Here is a 15,367-nt window from a genome sequence, read left to right on the forward strand (position 1 = left end):
CCGGGCACAGCGCAGGGAGCGGAAGCGGCAATGAGCGGCCAGAGAACAGCGGCATCGGACCCGTACTTCCCGGACAACGGCGACTCCCGTTACCGCGTGCACCGGTACGAACTCGCTCTGGAGTACCGTCCCGGCCCCAACCGGCTGGCCGGGACGGCCCGGCTCAGTGCGATCGCCGGGCGGGCGCCCCTGACCGAGTTCCACCTGAACCTGGCCGAGTTCAAGATAGGGCGGGTCCTGGTGAACGGCCGGGCCCCGCACTACACGCACCGGGGCGGAAAGCTCCGCATCCGGCCGGCCAAGCCGCTGCCCGCCGGCGCCGCCTTCACGGTGGAGGTGCACTGGGCGGGCAACCCGAAGCCGGTCCGAAGCCCCTGGGGCGGTCTCGGCTGGGAGGAGCTGAGCGACGGCGCGCTGGTGGCCAGCCAGCCGGTCGGCGCGCCCTCCTGGTACCCGTGCAACGACCGGCCCGCCGACAAGGCCTCGTACCAGATCTCGGTCAACACCCCGTCCGCCTACACGGTGGTGGCCGGCGGCCGCCTGCTCACCCGGACGACCAAGGCCAGCACGACCACCTGGGTGTACGAGCAGTCCGCGCCGACCTCCAGCTACCTGGTCGGGCTGTCCATCGGCATGTACCAGACGGTGCTGCTCGGCGACCCCGGGCTCGGCGGTGTCCCGCAGAGCGCCCACGTACCGGCGCACCTGCTGCCGAAGTTCTCGCGCGACTTCGCCCGCCAGCCCGCCATGATGCAGCTGTTCGAGGAGCTGTTCGGGCCCTATCCCTTCGGCGAGTACGCGGTGGTCGTGGCCGACGAGGAACTCGACGTCCCGGTGGAGGCCCAGGGGCTGTCGCTGTTCGGCGCCAACCACGTGGACGGCGGGCGCGGTTCGGAGCGCCTCGTCGCCCACGAGCTCGCGCACCAGTGGTTCGGCAACAGCGTGACCATCGCCGACTGGCGGCACATCTGGCTGAACGAGGGCTTCGCGAAGTACGCCGAGTGGCTCTGGTCGGAGCGCTCCGGCGGCCGCACCGCACACGCGCTGGCCGCCGCTGCACACCGGCTGCTGGCCTCTCAGCCGCAGGATCTGCGTCTCGTCGACCCGGGCCGCAAGCTGATGTTCGACGACCGCCTGTACCAGCGCGGGGGTCTCGTCCTGCACGCGATCCGCTGCGCCCTGGGGGACGGCGCGTTCTTCCGCATGCTCCGCGACTGGGCCGCCGTGCACCGCCACGGCGTCGTGACCACTGCGGGCTTCACCCAGCACGTGGCCCGCTATGCGGGCGAGCCGCTGGACGACCTGTTCTCGGGCTGGCTGTACGAACCGGCCCTCCCGGCGCTGCCCTCGCCGCCCGCGCGGCTGGCGACACCGGCGAAGCCGGCGTACCCGCCCACGAACGGCGGGGCCGAGCGCCGCGGCCGGACCTCCGCCTGACACGGGTCCGGCCCTGCGCCGCGGGTGCGGCGCAGGGCCGGTTCGCCCCGTCGCTGCCGGTCAGCCGGCTGCCTTGCGCATGTGCGCCTCGGCGCGCTGATCGAACTCGTCCGGCGGCACGTCCTCGATGTGGGTGGCTATCGTCCACCGGTGGCCGAACGGGTCGATGACCTGTCCCGCCCGGTCGCCGAAGAAGTGGTCCTGGACTTCTCGCTGCTGCTTCGCGCCGGCCCGCAGGGCACGGGCGAAGGTGGCGTCGACGTCCTCGACGAACAGGTACAGCGTGACCGGGGTACCGCCGACGGAGTGGGGGCCGAGCAGGCCGGCTTCCCGCAGCTCGTCGGACAGCATCACGATCGTGCCGCCGATCCGGATCTGTGCGTGCATGATCTTGCCGTTGGGAGCGGTGGAGCGGGCCAGTTCCTTCGCACCGAAGGCCTCGGTGTAGAAGTCGATCGCCTCGCTCGCCCCGTCGACGGACAGGTAGGCCGTCAGCTCCGCGTACCCGTCCGGTATTGCTTTGACCATTCTTGACCTCCGTGATCTTCGATTACTTGCGGGTGGTGAGCTCGTCGAGTGCGTCGAGGAAGCTGCGCAGCTCCTCCTCCGTACCGAGCGATACGCGCAGGTGGCCGGGGAAACCGAACAGGCCCGTGTCCCGCACGAGAATCCCGTACTCCTTGGCCAGGGCGTCCTGCGCCTCCCGGGAGGCGTCGACCCGGACGGCGACGAAGTTCGTCACCGACGGCAGGTACCGGTACCCGCGCCGCTCCAGCTCCGCGGTGAACCACGCGCGCCGCTGCGCGGTGCCCGTGCGGATCTCGCCGAGGAACTCCTGGTCGGCGAGTGCGGCCAGTGCGCCGGCCTGTGCGACCCGGTTGACGCTGAACGGAAGAACGTTCAGCGTCCGGCGGACCTCGGCGATGAGATCGGCCCGGCCGACGGCATAGCCGATCCGCAGGGCCGCCAGTCCGTACGCCTTGGAGAAGGTGCGCAGCGCCACCACCGGGGCGCCGCGGTCGAGGAAGTCCCTCGTCTGCGGCAGGCCCGGGTCGCTGAACTCCTGGTACGCCTCGTCGAAGACCAGCGGGACCCCGCCGGCCTGCGCCGCGTCGACCAGAGTGGCGTACGCCTCCTCCGGAAGCGCGGTTCCGGAGGGGTTGTGCGGGTTGCACACGTACCCGATGCCGTGCTCGGGCAGCGCGTCCGCGAACTCCTTGACATCGAGGGCACCGTCGCGCAGGGGCAGCGCGACGGCCCCGCGGCCGATGCGTTCCAGGGATTCCGGGTAGCCCGGGAACGTACCGGCGGCGACCAGACCGGGCCGGGAGAGGTCGCCGAGCGTCAACGCGGTCGCCAGCACCAGCTCGTCGCTGCCGTTGGCCACGGCGATCTGGTCCTCGGACACGCCCCAGTGCCCGGCGAGGGCCTTGACGAGGCCCTCCCGCTGCGGCGCGGGGTAGCGGTTGACCCGTTCCAGTGCTCCGGCGGCCGCGGCGACGGCTGCCGGGCTCGCCCCGTAGGGGCTCTCGCTCAGGTGCAACCGCACCATCGTGTCCGCATCCGGAACGCTGGTGTTGTAGACCTTCGGCTCCGGCCGGGCGGGCGCACTCACAGCTGGGATCCCAACAGGATCCCGAAGCAGTAACTCCCGACCGCTGCTTCCCTGGTGACGAAGCAGTGCTCACTGCCCGCCGGGATGCGCATCACGGCCGGCGAGGTCAGTTCGTGAAGGACCCCGTCGAGATGGACCTCGATGCGCGCCTGGCCGGGGAGCGGCGAGACGAGGAAGTAGATCTCGTCGACCTCGTGGGTGTGCGGTGCGGCCACCGGCTTGTCCACGAGCGTGCTGAGCTCACCACCCGCGATCTGCACCGGCATCCCGCCGAACATGTCCGCCGTGAGGTAGAAGGGCGCGGGCTGGTGGTGCCCCGCCACCGCGAGCGGGATGGGAAGGCCGGAGACGATCTCGGGGGCGGCCGTGCGGCTCACGCTGCCTCCAGCACGAAGAGATAGGTGTGCGGCGCACCGAAGGGCACCGCGCGTCGGAGATGCATGCCTCCCTTGTCGAAGAGTTCCTCGTACTGCTCACGCGTGTAGATGGGGACGCCCATCAGGGCGTGGGCCAGTTCGAACCCGCTGGAGAACACCGGCAGGGTGCTCTCGCCGCCCCGCGGCCGCACCGTGGTGTCGCCCAGCAGGAACGTGTTGGCCTTGGGGAAGGCCGCACGCAGCCGGGGGATCACCTCGTCGCGGCGGGTCGGGTCGACCAGCAGGTCGTGCAGGAACATGAAGCTCATCACGACGTCGGCCTCGTCGGCGCCCTCGACCCGCTGCCCGTTGAACAGGATGTCGAGTACGTCCGCGCACACCGGCTCGACGGTGCCCTTGAGGCCGTACCGGTCGACGGTGTCGGCCCCGAGTTCGGTGGCGGACTTGCTGATGTCGATACCGAGTCCGCGGCTTCCCGGGCGGGCCTTGACCAGCCGGGAGACCCGCTCGCTGACGCCGGCGCCGAGGTCGACGAGGGTCGTGAAGTCGAGCCTGGAGATCTCGTCGTCCAGGATGTGCCGCATGAGGGCGGTGTCCGCCTGCGCCGAGCCGAGGGCCACCATCCCCTCGTCGCGGTGGAGGTCGACGCCGAAGCGGCGCTCCCCGCGGGCGACGGAGGCGGCGTTCGCGAAGACGTCGTGGTAGCCGCCGACGCCCCAGGTGAAGAAGCCCAGCTTCTGGCGGGCCTCCTCACCGGTCCGGGTCGCCCGGACGCGGTCGCCGTGCGCCTCCACGTACCCGAAGGACTCCGCGGCGCGGATCAGGGAGCGGAAGACGGCCTCGTCCAGGCCGTTCTCCCGGCAGAACGGGGCCACGTCGGCGGAACCGTCGTCCTGCAGTGTGCGGAACAGGCCCAGGCGCTCCAGTGCGTGCAGCACGTGCGCACAGATGAAGCCGTTGAAAGCGGTGTCGGGGTTCAGTGGCGTCGGCGCCTCGCCGAGCCATTGTGCGGTCGATGTGTCTACCGGCGGCATCGTCTACACCTCTCGGGAATGCGGCGGGCGGGCCCTGGGGGCGCCGCCCACCGCGAGACTGACGTGGTCAGAACGCCTCGAGCCGGGCCAGGTTGAGGCCCAGCGAGTACGGGGTGAGGTCGACGCTCGGCTGCCGGCCCTGGTACAGGTCGCGGATGATCTGGCCGGCGAGCGGCGCCTGCGCCAGTCCGTGGCCGGTGAAGCCGGCGGCGTAGAAGATCCGCTCGTGCTGACCGGTGCCCTTGCCGATGATGGCCGACTTCGTCGGCGTGACGTCCAGGCTCCCGGTCCACGCGCTGTAGAGCTTGACGCCCTCCAGCTGCGGGTACCACTTCGGCAGCTCGTCGACGGCCGCCTGGTACCAGATGTCCCGCAGCCCGTCCTGCTTGGAGATGCGCTCCAGGCCGACCAGGAAGGCCTTGCCCATTCCCATCGTCTTCAGCCCGGACACGGGGTGGAAGGTGAACGGGGAGTTGTGCACGTCGCGGTCGGTGCGGATCGCGTCGGTGTGCAGCAGCTCGGCGAACTGCCCCCATACCGGCAGGTCCAGGCCGGTCAGCTTGGCGACGTCGCCGCTCCACGGTCCGGCCGCGATGACGATCGCGTCGGCGGTGAAGTCGCCCGCCGTCGTGTTGACCACGCCGCTGTCGCCGTCCAGGCCGGTCACGGCGACGTTGGAGAACAGCCGGGCGCCGTGCTGCTTCGCGGCCTCGGCGTACCCCTGGACGATCAGCTCGGGCTTGATGCGGTACGTGTCCGGGTTCCAGACCGCGGCCTCGATCGTGTCGGGGTCCAGCCACGGGTTGAGTTCGACCGCCTGGGCGGCGGTGAGCATCTCCACCGCTGCTCCGGCCTCGCGGTGGTCCGCCAGGTCCGCCTCGAGCTCGGCCGCCTGCTGCGGGCTGGTCAGGATCGTCAGCAGCCCGAGGTTCTGCAGCCCGACGTCGACGCCCATGGTCGCGGAGAACTGCTTGTATTCGGCGAGGCTGCGCGTCGCCATCTCGGAGTCGTGCGGCTTGCGGGGGAAATAGGTACGGAATGCGCGCGCGGTCTGCGAAGTGGTCGCGGCACCGAACTGGTTCTTCTCCACGAGGACGACGTCGATGCCCGCCTTCGCCGCGTGGTAGGCGATGGAAGTGCCGATCACCCCTCCGCCGATGACCAGCATTTCCGCCGTGTTCTTCTGCTCAGACATTCGTGCTCCTTGCAACGTTCGGACGGTAGGTCCATTCGTCTCCCGTGAGATCCCACGGGAACAGCTGCAGATTCCACGCACCGAGGGCGTTGACGTACGTCGCCATCTGCGCCATCAAAGCGACGAATTCTTCCCGGGTGGTGATGACGTCCAGTGCGGCCACCACCTCCTTGGTGATGTCCCAGAGGGTGTTCATTCCGCAGTAGCCCAGGAACTCGGTGGGCTTCACCAGCAGGATCTTGGCCAGTTCGACCAGCGACGGGAACGGCATGTCGATCTTCCGGCCGGCCCGCACCAGGGTGGTGTAGTTCACGTAGCCGAGCGGCCGCGTCTCGCCGTTCACGGCGACCAGGGTCGTGAGGACCGAGTTCTTCGTCCCGGCGCCGGAGGTGCCCCGCGACTTGCCCTCGTGGATGTCCACCAGTTCGTCGGTCGGGTCGACCAGCACCCGCTCGGTCTCCGCGGCGATCTTCTCGATCAGCTCACGGACCAGCTCGGACTCGGCGGCGAGCCGCTGCACGCCCTGGCCGGCCGGCCCGTCCACCCGACGCACGTGGGCGATCACGGGCACGCCGTTGCCGTGGACGGATTCCCAGACCAGCTGACCGATCTTCGGCAGCAGGTCGACGTCCTCCGGCACGACGTGGCCGATCGGCGAGGTCGGCATCGGCTCGGTGAGCTCGCCGTACTTGATGGTCAGGTGCTGCACGGGGGAAAGGAACACCGTGCCATTGGGCTGGATCTTGCGATTCACCTTGTAATCCGGAACCGCGTGCAGCAAGTCGTGCGCCGGCGGCACGTGGTACATGCAGTCGCCGGCCACGAGCGCATGCCCCTGGAGGGTCGTGTACGGCAAAGCCGCCCACAACGGCTCCACAAGTTCGGCGTTGCGCCCCTCGAGGAGGGTGACGCGAACCTTGGCGCCGATCGGCTCCCAGGAAATCTCGATTTGCCGCATTGTGCTCCTACCTCTAATCGGGGTTGGAATACGAGCGACGGCCACGCTGCCGTCGTAAATCGAATATACGAATGGCGACTTTCGATCGGCCGACAGGGGGCACTTTTATGTCACATTGCCGATTCCCTGTCACTTCGCACGACCCCGCCGATTCTCGGGAATTCGGAATTCCGATTCCAGAAATGCAGAATTCCCGGATTCTCGTGAAAAACACATGGCCGCCGCACTGTGGACAGTGCGGCGGCCATGTGGGCGGGCCCCGGGCCGGCAGCGGCACGGGGGTGAAGTCGTGGCGGATCAGGCCCCGTTGCGGGCGAGCGAGAACGGCGTGAGGTCGACGCCGGGGTGCCGGCCGAGGTGGAGGTCCCGAATGATCTTGCCGGTGGCGGGCGCCTGGCCGAGTTCGTGACCGGTGAAGCCGGTGGCGAACAGGATGCGTTCGTGCGGGCCGCCCGCCCTGCCGATCAGAGCGCTCCTGGAGGGCGTGACGTCGAGGGTTCCGGTCCATGCGCTGTGCAGCGTGACGTCCCGCAGGCGCGGGTACCGCTGCGCCACCTCGTCCATGGCCGCCTCGTGCCAGATGTCCCGCATGCCCGGCTTCCGGGAGAAGCGCTCGAGGCCCACCAGGAAGGACGGCCCCATCCCCATCGTCTTCAGTCCGGCTGCGGGGTGGAAGGTGAACGGCGACGCGACGTCGCCGTCGCCGACCGGGTCGGTGTGGAACAGCTCGGCGAACTGGCCCCACACGGGGAGCTCGAAGCCGGTCAGCGCGGCGATGTCACCGCTGCCGGACTCGTCCGCGAGGACGATCGCCTCCGCGGTGAAGTCACCCGCCGTGGTGGCGACCTGGCCGCATGACGCGTCCAGCCCCGTCACGGTGGCGCCGGTGACCAGGCGCGCGCCGTGCTTCTGCGCGCCTTCGGTGTAGCCCCGGAGCACCTCGTCCGCCCTGAGGCGGATCATCTGCGGGCACCAGAGCGCCGCTTCGACACCGGCCGGGTCCAGCCAGGGGTTGCGCTCGACGGCCTGCGCCGCGGTCAGCAGCTCCAGCTGCACACCGGCATCCCGCTGGGCGGGCACCTCCGCCAGCAGCTCGGCCGCCTCGTCCGCGGTGGCCGCCACCACGAGCATCCCGGTCTGCGTCACCTCGAGTTCGGCGCCGGTGGTGGCACCGAACGAACGGAAATCGGCGAGGCTGCGTGCGACCAGTTCGGAGTCGTACACGCGCCCGGGAAAATAGGTGCGGAATGCGCCGGCGGTCTGCGTCGCGGTGGCACCGGGCTGATCCCGTCCCAGCACGACGACGTCGACGCCCGCTTCCGCGCAGTGGTATGCGACGGACATCGCGACCACTCCGGTACCGATGACCAGCAATTCCGCCGTGTTCTTCTGCTCAGACATCCGCAATCTCCGTAACGTGGCCTGCCCGCGTCGGCCCGGAATTCGAACAGCCGAGTACGCCGAGTGGTGGTGTGGCCGACGGAGTGCAGCATGGAAGCCGACGCGGAGCCGTACGGGGAAAAATGGCGCGGGTCTGTCAAGTCAACGGGCTGCCCCGCCCCCGAGTTGACGAACAGTCCGCCTCTTCGTCGGCTGCTGCGCCGAAGAGGCGGACCATGTCGCACATGAGGACAGCTGCCCCGCACCTACTTCTTGAGCGGCGCCTGGAGGCTCCAGACGCGCCCGTCGGGGTCGCGCACCTTCATCTCCTGCGTTCCGTAGTGGGTCTCCTCGAACGGCGCGACCACCTCGACGGACGGGTCGACCGTGAACTCGCCGGCGTCCCCCACCCGCAGGACGACCTGGAAGTCGGGCTTCTGGTCCTCGGGGATCTCGGCGAGCAGCAGGTAGGGGCCGTCCCCGTTGCGGAGCATCCCCGAGCCCTCCTCGGTCGCGAACTCGACGTTGTAGCCCAGCGACTGGAAGAACTTGGCCGCCTTGCCCCAGTTATGGGTCTCGAGGTACACGCCTTCGACACCTTCGGTGCTCATGCCTGCTTTCCTTTCCGCGGTTCCTGCTCGTGTACGGCGAGATACGTGCGCAACGCCTCGGCGACCAGGGCCGAGAGCGACGACTCGTTCTCGATTGCATGGTGCTTGATCTGCCGGATGAGTTCCACCGGCAAGTAGACGTTGAACTGCTTTACCTCTGCACGCATACTAGGATGCTAGCATCCGAGCGCTCGTCCAACTAGGGCCGATCGAACAAGAGTTACGAACCGAGGAGGACTCCCCACAATGAAACGCCAATGGTGGACGCTGCTGGTGGTGTGCGCCGCCACGTTCATGCTGCTGCTGGACGTCACGATCGTCGCGGTCGCGCTCCCCGACATCCAGCACTCGCTGGACGCGAGCTTCAGCGGCCTGCAATGGACGACGGATGCCTACGCGTTAAGCCTGGCGGCACTCCTGCTCACCTCGGGCTCCCTGGCCGACCTGTACGGCAGGCGGCGCCTGTTCGTCATCGGGCTGGCGGTCTTCACCGCAGGATCGCTGCTGTGCGGCATCGCGCAGGACCAGCTGATGCTGATCCTGTCCCGCGCGGTGCAGGGGATCGGCGGCGCGATCCTGTTCGCCACCTCCCTGGCGCTGCTCGCCGGCACGTTCCAGGGCAGGGAGCGGGGCTCGGCCTTCGGCATCTGGGGCGCCGTCGCCGGTGTCGCCACCGCGCTGGGCCCGGTGCTCGGCGGTGTGATCACCAGCGGGATCAGCTGGCGCGGCATCTTCCTGGTGAACCTTCCGATCGGTATCGCCGCGATCTTCATCACGCTGCGCCTCGTCGACGAGTCCCGTCCGCCGCGCGCCTCCAAGATCGACTGGCTGGGCATCGTGCCGCTCACGGCGGGCCTGTTCAGCCTGGTGTACGCCCTCATCAGGGCGAGCGACACGGCATGGGGCGAACAGGGCGTGCTGATCTGCTTCGGCCTGGCCGCGGTGTTCCTCGCGGCGTTCGCCGTGATCGAATCGCGCGTGTCCGAGCCGATGTTCGACCTGAAGCTGCTGCGCACCCCGACCTTCCTGGGCGGCTCGATCGCCGCCTTCGCCATGAACGCCTCGCTGTTCGCGATGTTCATCTACCTCGTGCTGTACCTGCAGAACGACCTCGGCTACAGCGCGATGGGCACCGGCGCCCGGCTCCTGGTGAGCTCCGGCTGCACGCTCGTCGCCGCCATGGCGGCCGGCCGCCTCATGAGCAAGGTCCCGACCCGGTGGCTGATCGGCCCCGGCCTGGTCATCGTGGGGGTCGGCCTCCTGCTCATGACGGGGGTCTCCGCCGACTCCGACTGGACCCACCTCATCCCGGGGTTCATCGTCACGGGCATCGGGGCCGGCATGGTCAACCCGCCGCTGGCCTCCACCGCGATCGGTGTCGTCCCGGTGTGGCGCGCCGGAATGGCGTCCGGCGTGAACCAGACCTTCCGGCAGGTGGGCATCGCCGTCGGCATCGCCGTGTACGGCTCGCTCTTCACCGCGTCGCTGCACGACGCCCTGAGGGAGCGGCTCGCGAACATCCCGGCACTGCAGGGGCAGAGCGACCGGATCGCCGACTCGATCCGCATGGGCTCTCCCGGGCAGGCGATCGCCTCGGCCCCGGCGGAGTTCCGGGGAGAGGTCCAGCACGCGGTCCAGGCCGGCTTCGCGACGTCGATGAACGACCTGCTGGTCGTGAGCGGCATCGTGGCGCTGGTCGGCGGCGTCCTGGCTTTCGCCCTCATCCGCAGCAAGGACTTCGTCGCACCCCAGGGCGGCCCCGGCCAGCAGGCCCGGCCGCCCCAGGCCCAGAACACGGAGGCCCCGCAACCGCGCTGACCACCCCGGCGCCCGTCAGCCCCGGCCCCGCACGCCGGCACTGACGGGCCGCCGCGGCCGGGTCAGGCCTGGCGCGAACGGCCCGGGAAGTGGGCGCGGGCCGCGGGCAGGTAGAGGGGTACCACGGCGGCTGCCGTGAGCAGGTCGGGGACGGCGGCCAGGACCGGCCAGGCGCCGGGCCACGGCCCGTCCATGCCGAGGTCGGTGGCCACGAAGAGCAGGGATCCGGCGCCGGCGATCGCGAGGACCGTACGGGCCCAGCCGCGGCCCGCCCGCATCTTCACCCCCACGACAAGCCAGGCCGCCAGGGCCACGATCAGGACCCCGCCCGACAGGGCGAGTTGGCGCGCGGCGCCTTCGGCTCCCGAGACGGCGGTCAGGTCGTCCAGGCCGGTGGGTTCGACCACGAACGAGCCCAGCACCCACACCGCGAGGTACGCGGCGAAGGCCGCGAGCATGAGCGCCCACGCCGCCTCGATCTCCTTCGGGCGGCTGCCCGTCGTACGGCTGTCTGCGGTCCCGCTCATGCGCGCCTCCTGCGTGTCCGCCCTCTGAGAGGGGGAACGGCGCCGCCCGGTTCCACGGATCCACGGGCCGGCGCGCCCCGCCCCGGCGGCTGACCGGCCGACCGGCCGACCACGACCGTGGTCGGCCGCACCCTCGCCGACCCGCTCTTGCGGCCCGTCCACGAGGAGCTCGAGCGGCGCGGCGCCCTCCCTGTGCATCCACCCGGCCGGCGAGGGAGCCGGCAGCCCGCCGATCACCGAGCACGCCATGACCTGGATGGCCGGAGCGCCGGTCGACCGGCCGCTGCGGCCGCGGCCTTCGGGGCGGACCGCCTCGTCCTCGGCACGGACTTCCCGTACGAGGACGGGGAGGTCTTCCTGCGGGCCGTGGACTGCATCGCCGACGCCGGGCTCACCCCGGAGGAGACCGCGATGATCCTCGACACCAATGCGGCCGGCCCGCTCGGCCGCGCGGACGCCCCTTAGACCGGGCAGGGCCGGTACTCGAGGCTGAGTTCGCGGGCGACGGCGTAACTGGTCCGCATCGAGGCGTCGGTGACCTGCTGCCAGGAGCCGTACTTGGCGTAGAGCTGGTCCGCGGTGGGGCCGAGCGGGTTGCCGTACTTGGCGGTGTTGCGCTCCTCCAGGATGCGGACCTCCTCCGGGGTCATGCCGGCCCGGGTGATCGCCTTGGCCTGGTTGCGCATGTCGACCAGCTCCCGGGCGATCTCCTCGTCGGTGGCCCCGGCCGCGCGCATGTCGGCCTCCGTACGGTGCATGTCCTCGAGGAGCCCGTGGTAGCTCATCCGGGTCCGCTGGGCCTCGACCTTCTCGTCCATCGGCAGGACGCGGATGCGGCACACGACGGGGTCGGTGCCGGGGCACGGGTCGTCGGCGGGGACGGGGCGGGCGAGCGGCGCGGTGATGATCGAACCGCACGCTTCGGCCGCGCCGGCCACCGACGAGGAGGCGGTGGCCGGCAGGGCGACGGCGGCCACGAACGGGAGGAGGGCGCGGGGGGAGAAGGAGAGGGAAAGAGGCATGCCCGCATCCTTGGCGACCCTGCCGCGCCCTGGCACGTGGACACCCCGGTGATCGGTCCAACGGGTGCCCGGGGGCGGTTGCCGGCCGGTCCGGAACCGGCGTACCGCCCGTCCGGCCTGCGCAGGACACCGGCTCAGAGGCGGTGGATCCGGTCGATGCCGTACCACTTCGAGACGCAGCCGGCGACCCAGTCCCGCGTGTAGTCGGACGTGAAGAAGGGCTCGGCCAGGCTCCCGATGTACAGGGGCCGGTATCCGACATCGGTGGCGCCCTGCGCGGCCTCGGTCCGGATGCGGGAGTTCTGCGCGTCCCAGGCCGCGGCACGGGTGACCGTGGCCGTGGTGAGCTGCTGGACACTCGGGACGAGTACCGCCAGCGCTGCCAGCGCCAGGCCGCCCGCGGCCACGATGCCGGCCGGGACGACCACGGCCGAGGCGCGTCGGCGGGCCAGGGAGCGGCCGGCCCACTCCCCCAGCAGGGCTCCGTAGACGCACAGGGCCAGTTCCATCGGTACGAGGTAGTTCGTCCAGGTGCGGGCGTACGTCCACCCGCTCGGGCCGTAGCCGCTGCGCAGGCCCAGCACCACGGCGAACGACCCCAGGACGACCACCGGCACGGGGAGCAGCAGCACGGCGATCTGCATCTTCCGCGGGGCGGACCGGCGCCATTGCCACTGCCGCCGCCCGGGTGCAGGTGCCCGCAGGCCGGCTCCCCAGCCGAGGAGGACGCCGGCGGCTGCGGCTCCGAGGTAGGCCCACTGGCCCGTGACGGAGTCCCACATGTGCAGCCAGTCCTGGAAGGTGGCCCTGAGTTCGCGCGCGGAGAGCACGGACTCCCCGTCGGGCTGCTGGGCGCGGCGCCACCGGGCGCCGGGGGAGGTGTAGAGCACGACCAGACCGCAGACGAGTCCGGCGCACCACAGCACGCACCAGGTGAACGGGTGCCAGGTCTGCGCCAGTTTGAGGCGAGGCACGGCCAGCAGGGCGGCTCCGGCCGCGAGCAGACCGCTGACGAGGGCGAACGGTTCGCTCAGGGTGCCGAGCCCGAGCGCGATGAGAAAGCCGGCGGCACATCCCCCTGCGCGTACGGCGGTACGGGGTTGGCGGACGGTCCAGAGGGCCAGCAGGAGCGCCCACACGCCGACGACACTGGGAATGGTGTGGGAAATGGTGGCAGGAGCCCACAACAGGACTTGATAACTGCGCGTTCCGGCGTAGTAGAGCAGTGCCTGGATGGCCAGGGAGCAGGCGAACAGGGCCAATATCGGTGGTCTTCCCCCGAGCAACCGGACGAACCGGCAGCCGAGCAGCACCAGACCGACCGTGAACGTGACGGCCATGACGGTCGGCAGGACCTTGACCCCAGCGAGTCCGTCGCCATAGATGACGCCGCTCAGGAAGGCATTGGCGACCCGGCCGTTCTGGGTCGTGTAGAAGTCGGACGTGATGCCGAGGACTCCCAGGTCACGGGATTTCCAGGCGGCGCACCAGTCGTCCGATGCGGGCCGTACGTAGAGCCCGAGGAAGCACCCGACGGCGACCAGGGCCCCGGCCGCCGCCACGAGGGTCCCGCCCGCGCCCAGCAGGAGCCCGCGGACCGGCGGGCGACGGCGGCTTCCCCGGCCGTCCGCTCCGGGGGACTGCGTTCGACGGCCCTCGCCCTCGGACAGCAACGGAGCAGTGCTCATTCACCCATCCTTTGCGGCGGCCTCCGTCCCCGCGACGGCTGTTACGCCATGCGGTGACGCGAGGTGGCCCGAGGTCTCCCGGTCACCCGGGCGGCGGGCATGCCGTGGCGGGCTCCGGAGAGGTCGGCCACGATGGGAATTCCGGAGTTCCGCGCACCCGCACATGCACGGTACGCACGGAGACGCGCAGGGAGCTCACGGAAGCCCGACGGAGGGAGTGGCGATGCCTGCTGTCCGGCTCGTTCGCTGGGCGGTCGTCGCGGCGTCCCTCGCGAGCGTCGCCCTTCCCGTCTGTGTCGCCGGAGCCCCTGCCGGCCGGCGCTCCGGCGAAGAACGGCCGGTGTTCCTCGTCAGGCCGCCGGGACACCACAGCCGTGGTGATGCCGAGGGCAACTACGCGCCCCTGTCGGTCCTCGCCGCCCCCACGGTCGGGCTCCTTTCCAACACGACCGCCACCGAGGGCGTCACACCGGCCATCGCCCAGGGCGCGCGGTACGTCGAGCGGAGCAACGTACTGCGGTTGCCGTCCGGCCGGTGGAAGTACATGCCCGCCGGCAGGACGGCGTCGGCCGTGGTGGCCCTCGACGATCCGACGGCCCGGCAGCAGATCGCGCAGAGCCGCGCCTGGCTGGCGGCCGGCCGGATCCCGGGCGGCTCGCCCGCACAGCGTGCGGCGGCCGAGCGGGCCCTGCTGACCATGCGCGCACTGCTCCGGCCGAACGGCGCCGTGGCGGCGGGGTGGACGCCCGGCTGGATGTACTCCTGGCCGCGTGACTCCAGCTTCGCCTCCGCCGCGTTCGCCCACACCGGCCACGAGGCCGAGGCGTACCGGATCCTCCGCTACAGCGCCGCGACCCAGCGGAAGGACGGCACCTGGGAAGCGCGGACGAAACTCGACGGCTCCGGACCGCCGGACGGCAGGCGCTGGCAGCTCGACGCCAACGGCTGGGTTCCCTGGGCCACTTGGCAGTGGTACCAGACCGCGCCCCGCACCACCCGGCACACCCGGCTGGCCGGCCTCTACCCGATGGTCCGCAAGGCGGCCGACCGCGCGGCGGCCTCCCTGGGGGCGGACGGGCTGCCCCCGGCCTCCCCGGACTACTGGGAGCTGATGACGACCACGCCGAACATCGGTACGGCAGCGCCCCTGCTCGCCGGGCTCAACGCCTCCGCGGACCTCGCGCGAGCGCTGAACCGGCCGGACGATGCGGCACGCTGGACCGCTGCCGCCGGGCGGCTCTCGTCCGGGATATCCAAGAGGTTCGCACCCCTCGGTTACCAGCGCACCGTCGACGGACAGCACGGACACGACAGCGCGGTGGCGTTCATGGCGCCGCCTTTCAACGCCGCTCCGGCCGACCTGCCCCGGGCGCTCGACGACACGCACAAGGCGCTGCTCCTGCCCAACGGCGGACTCACGCCGGGGAACGATCCGACCGCGCCCTGGGGCGGGAACGCCTGGACGCCCAGTACCTCGTTCTTCGCCCTCGCATGGGCCGGGACGGGGCAGACGGCGAAGGCCAGGCAGGTCCTGGACTGGGTCCTCTCCAAACGGAACTCGCTCGGGGAGCTGCCCGAGAAGGTGAACCGGGCGGGCAGGCCCTCGTCGGTCGCACCGCTGGCCTGGACGGGCTCGATCACCGTCCTCGCCCTGGTGGCGCTCGACGGCAAGCCCCTCCCCACACCACCCTTGCGGGCCCGGTAA

The 15,367-nt window shown here is 70.9% G+C and carries 16 protein-coding genes; 4 read left to right on the forward strand and 12 right to left on the reverse strand.

Going from position 1 to position 15,367, the window contains the following annotated elements; all coding sequences use genetic code 11:
* The first annotated feature begins 30 nt into the window (after window positions 1-30).
* Complete coding sequence (locus IF09_RS0132240; protein WP_030301835.1) at window positions 31-1,437, forward strand: M1 family metallopeptidase; 1,407 nt, start codon at window positions 31-33, stop codon at window positions 1,435-1,437.
* A gap of 60 nt (window positions 1,438-1,497) precedes the next feature.
* Here the strand turns inward: IF09_RS0132240 and IF09_RS0132245 are convergent, their stop codons facing one another.
* The 9 genes from IF09_RS0132245 to IF09_RS0132285 all read right to left on the reverse strand — a co-directional run bounded on the left by IF09_RS0132245 (window position 1,498) and on the right by IF09_RS0132285 (window position 8,774).
* Window positions 1,498-1,965, reverse strand: a complete 468-nt coding sequence (locus IF09_RS0132245) for a VOC family protein (RefSeq protein ID WP_030301837.1) — start codon at window positions 1,963-1,965, stop codon at window positions 1,498-1,500.
* 22 nt (window positions 1,966-1,987) lie between these two features.
* Window positions 1,988-3,052, reverse strand: coding sequence for a pyridoxal phosphate-dependent aminotransferase (locus IF09_RS0132250; protein WP_030301839.1), 1,065 nt, complete (start codon window positions 3,050-3,052; stop codon window positions 1,988-1,990).
* Window positions 3,049-3,429 (reverse strand): hypothetical protein, encoded by a 381-nt coding sequence (locus tag IF09_RS0132255; RefSeq protein WP_030301841.1) that lies wholly within the window; start codon window positions 3,427-3,429, stop codon window positions 3,049-3,051. The genes IF09_RS0132250 and IF09_RS0132255 overlap by 4 nt, the downstream gene beginning before the upstream one ends.
* Complete coding sequence (locus tag IF09_RS0132260; protein ID WP_030301845.1) at window positions 3,426-4,463, reverse strand: class I SAM-dependent methyltransferase; 1,038 nt, start codon at window positions 4,461-4,463, stop codon at window positions 3,426-3,428. The genes IF09_RS0132255 and IF09_RS0132260 overlap by 4 nt, the downstream gene beginning before the upstream one ends.
* Window positions 4,464-4,530: 67 nt before the next feature.
* The gene (locus IF09_RS0132265; RefSeq protein WP_030301847.1) at window positions 4,531-5,658 is read right to left on the reverse strand and encodes an NAD(P)/FAD-dependent oxidoreductase; all 1,128 of its coding nucleotides are present in this window, start codon (window positions 5,656-5,658) and stop codon (window positions 4,531-4,533) included.
* Window positions 5,651-6,661, reverse strand: a complete 1,011-nt coding sequence (locus tag IF09_RS0132270) for a hypothetical protein (RefSeq protein ID WP_199920518.1) — start codon at window positions 6,659-6,661, stop codon at window positions 5,651-5,653. The genes IF09_RS0132265 and IF09_RS0132270 overlap by 8 nt, the downstream gene beginning before the upstream one ends.
* Window positions 6,662-6,913: 252 nt before the next feature.
* Window positions 6,914-8,017, reverse strand: coding sequence for an NAD(P)/FAD-dependent oxidoreductase (locus tag IF09_RS0132275; protein ID WP_030301851.1), 1,104 nt, complete (start codon window positions 8,015-8,017; stop codon window positions 6,914-6,916).
* A gap of 245 nt (window positions 8,018-8,262) precedes the next feature.
* Window positions 8,263-8,607 (reverse strand): glyoxalase/bleomycin resistance/dioxygenase family protein, encoded by a 345-nt coding sequence (locus IF09_RS0132280; RefSeq protein WP_030301853.1) that lies wholly within the window; start codon window positions 8,605-8,607, stop codon window positions 8,263-8,265.
* Window positions 8,604-8,774, reverse strand: a complete 171-nt coding sequence (locus IF09_RS0132285) for a CopG family transcriptional regulator (protein WP_030301855.1) — start codon at window positions 8,772-8,774, stop codon at window positions 8,604-8,606. Before IF09_RS0132285 ends, IF09_RS0132280 begins: the two co-directional genes overlap by 4 nt.
* 79 nt (window positions 8,775-8,853) lie before the next feature.
* Between IF09_RS0132285 and IF09_RS0132290 the strand changes: the two genes are divergently transcribed.
* Entirely contained in the window at window positions 8,854-10,425 is a 1,572-nt protein-coding gene (locus IF09_RS0132290; protein ID WP_037636608.1) for an MFS transporter, read from the forward strand.
* A gap of 62 nt (window positions 10,426-10,487) precedes the next feature.
* On the opposite strand, the gene IF09_RS0132295 is transcribed toward IF09_RS0132290, so the two are convergent.
* Window positions 10,488-10,952 (reverse strand): hypothetical protein, encoded by a 465-nt coding sequence (locus IF09_RS0132295; protein WP_030301859.1) that lies wholly within the window; start codon window positions 10,950-10,952, stop codon window positions 10,488-10,490.
* Between the two features lie 117 nt (window positions 10,953-11,069).
* Between IF09_RS0132295 and IF09_RS0132300 the strand changes: the two genes are divergently transcribed.
* A complete protein-coding gene (locus IF09_RS0132300; protein ID WP_030301861.1) occupies window positions 11,070-11,417 on the forward strand; it encodes an amidohydrolase family protein in 348 nt (115 codons plus the stop codon).
* Here the strand turns inward: IF09_RS0132300 and IF09_RS0132305 are convergent.
* Window positions 11,414-11,974: a hypothetical protein gene (locus tag IF09_RS0132305; RefSeq protein WP_051833251.1), complete on the reverse strand. Its 561-nt coding sequence runs from the start codon at window positions 11,972-11,974 to the stop codon at window positions 11,414-11,416. The genes IF09_RS0132300 and IF09_RS0132305 overlap by 4 nt on opposite strands.
* Window positions 11,975-12,108: 134 nt before the next feature.
* Window positions 12,109-13,662, reverse strand: coding sequence for a DUF6056 family protein (locus tag IF09_RS0132310; protein WP_030301865.1), 1,554 nt, complete (start codon window positions 13,660-13,662; stop codon window positions 12,109-12,111).
* Between the two features lie 223 nt (window positions 13,663-13,885).
* Here IF09_RS0132310 and IF09_RS0132315 point away from each other — a divergent pair, with 223 nt between their 5' ends.
* Window positions 13,886-15,367, forward strand: a complete 1,482-nt coding sequence (locus IF09_RS0132315; protein WP_030301867.1) for a hypothetical protein — start codon at window positions 13,886-13,888, stop codon at window positions 15,365-15,367.

Origin of the sequence: Streptomyces katrae, assembly GCF_000717655.1 — a bacterium.
In the GTDB taxonomy this organism is placed as follows: Bacteria; Actinomycetota; Actinomycetes; order Streptomycetales; family Streptomycetaceae; genus Streptomyces; species Streptomyces katrae_B.

Bases quoted from the DNA above. Each gene is read 5' to 3' on its own strand.
- IF09_RS0132260 (WP_030301845.1), bottom strand. From the start codon at position 4,463: ATGCCGCCGGTAGACACATCGACCGCACAATGGCTCGGCGAGGCGCCG.
- IF09_RS0132245 (WP_030301837.1), bottom strand. From the start codon at position 1,965: ATGGTCAAAGCAATACCGGACGGGTACGCGGAGCTGACGGCCTACCTG.
- IF09_RS0132315 (WP_030301867.1), top strand. From the start codon at position 13,886: ATGCCTGCTGTCCGGCTCGTTCGCTGGGCGGTCGTCGCGGCGTCCCTC.
- IF09_RS0132265 (WP_030301847.1), bottom strand. From the start codon at position 5,658: ATGTCTGAGCAGAAGAACACGGCGGAAATGCTGGTCATCGGCGGAGGG.
- IF09_RS0132285 (WP_030301855.1), bottom strand. From the start codon at position 8,774: ATGCGTGCAGAGGTAAAGCAGTTCAACGTCTACTTGCCGGTGGAACTC.
- IF09_RS0132295 (WP_030301859.1), bottom strand. From the start codon at position 10,952: ATGAGCGGGACCGCAGACAGCCGTACGACGGGCAGCCGCCCGAAGGAG.
- IF09_RS0132305 (WP_051833251.1), bottom strand. From the start codon at position 11,974: ATGCCTCTTTCCCTCTCCTTCTCCCCCCGCGCCCTCCTCCCGTTCGTG.
- IF09_RS0132310 (WP_030301865.1), bottom strand. From the start codon at position 13,662: ATGAGCACTGCTCCGTTGCTGTCCGAGGGCGAGGGCCGTCGAACGCAG.
- IF09_RS0132275 (WP_030301851.1), bottom strand. From the start codon at position 8,017: ATGTCTGAGCAGAAGAACACGGCGGAATTGCTGGTCATCGGTACCGGA.
- IF09_RS0132240 (WP_030301835.1), top strand. From the start codon at position 31: ATGAGCGGCCAGAGAACAGCGGCATCGGACCCGTACTTCCCGGACAAC.
- IF09_RS0132280 (WP_030301853.1), bottom strand. From the start codon at position 8,607: ATGAGCACCGAAGGTGTCGAAGGCGTGTACCTCGAGACCCATAACTGG.
- IF09_RS0132290 (WP_037636608.1), top strand. From the start codon at position 8,854: ATGAAACGCCAATGGTGGACGCTGCTGGTGGTGTGCGCCGCCACGTTC.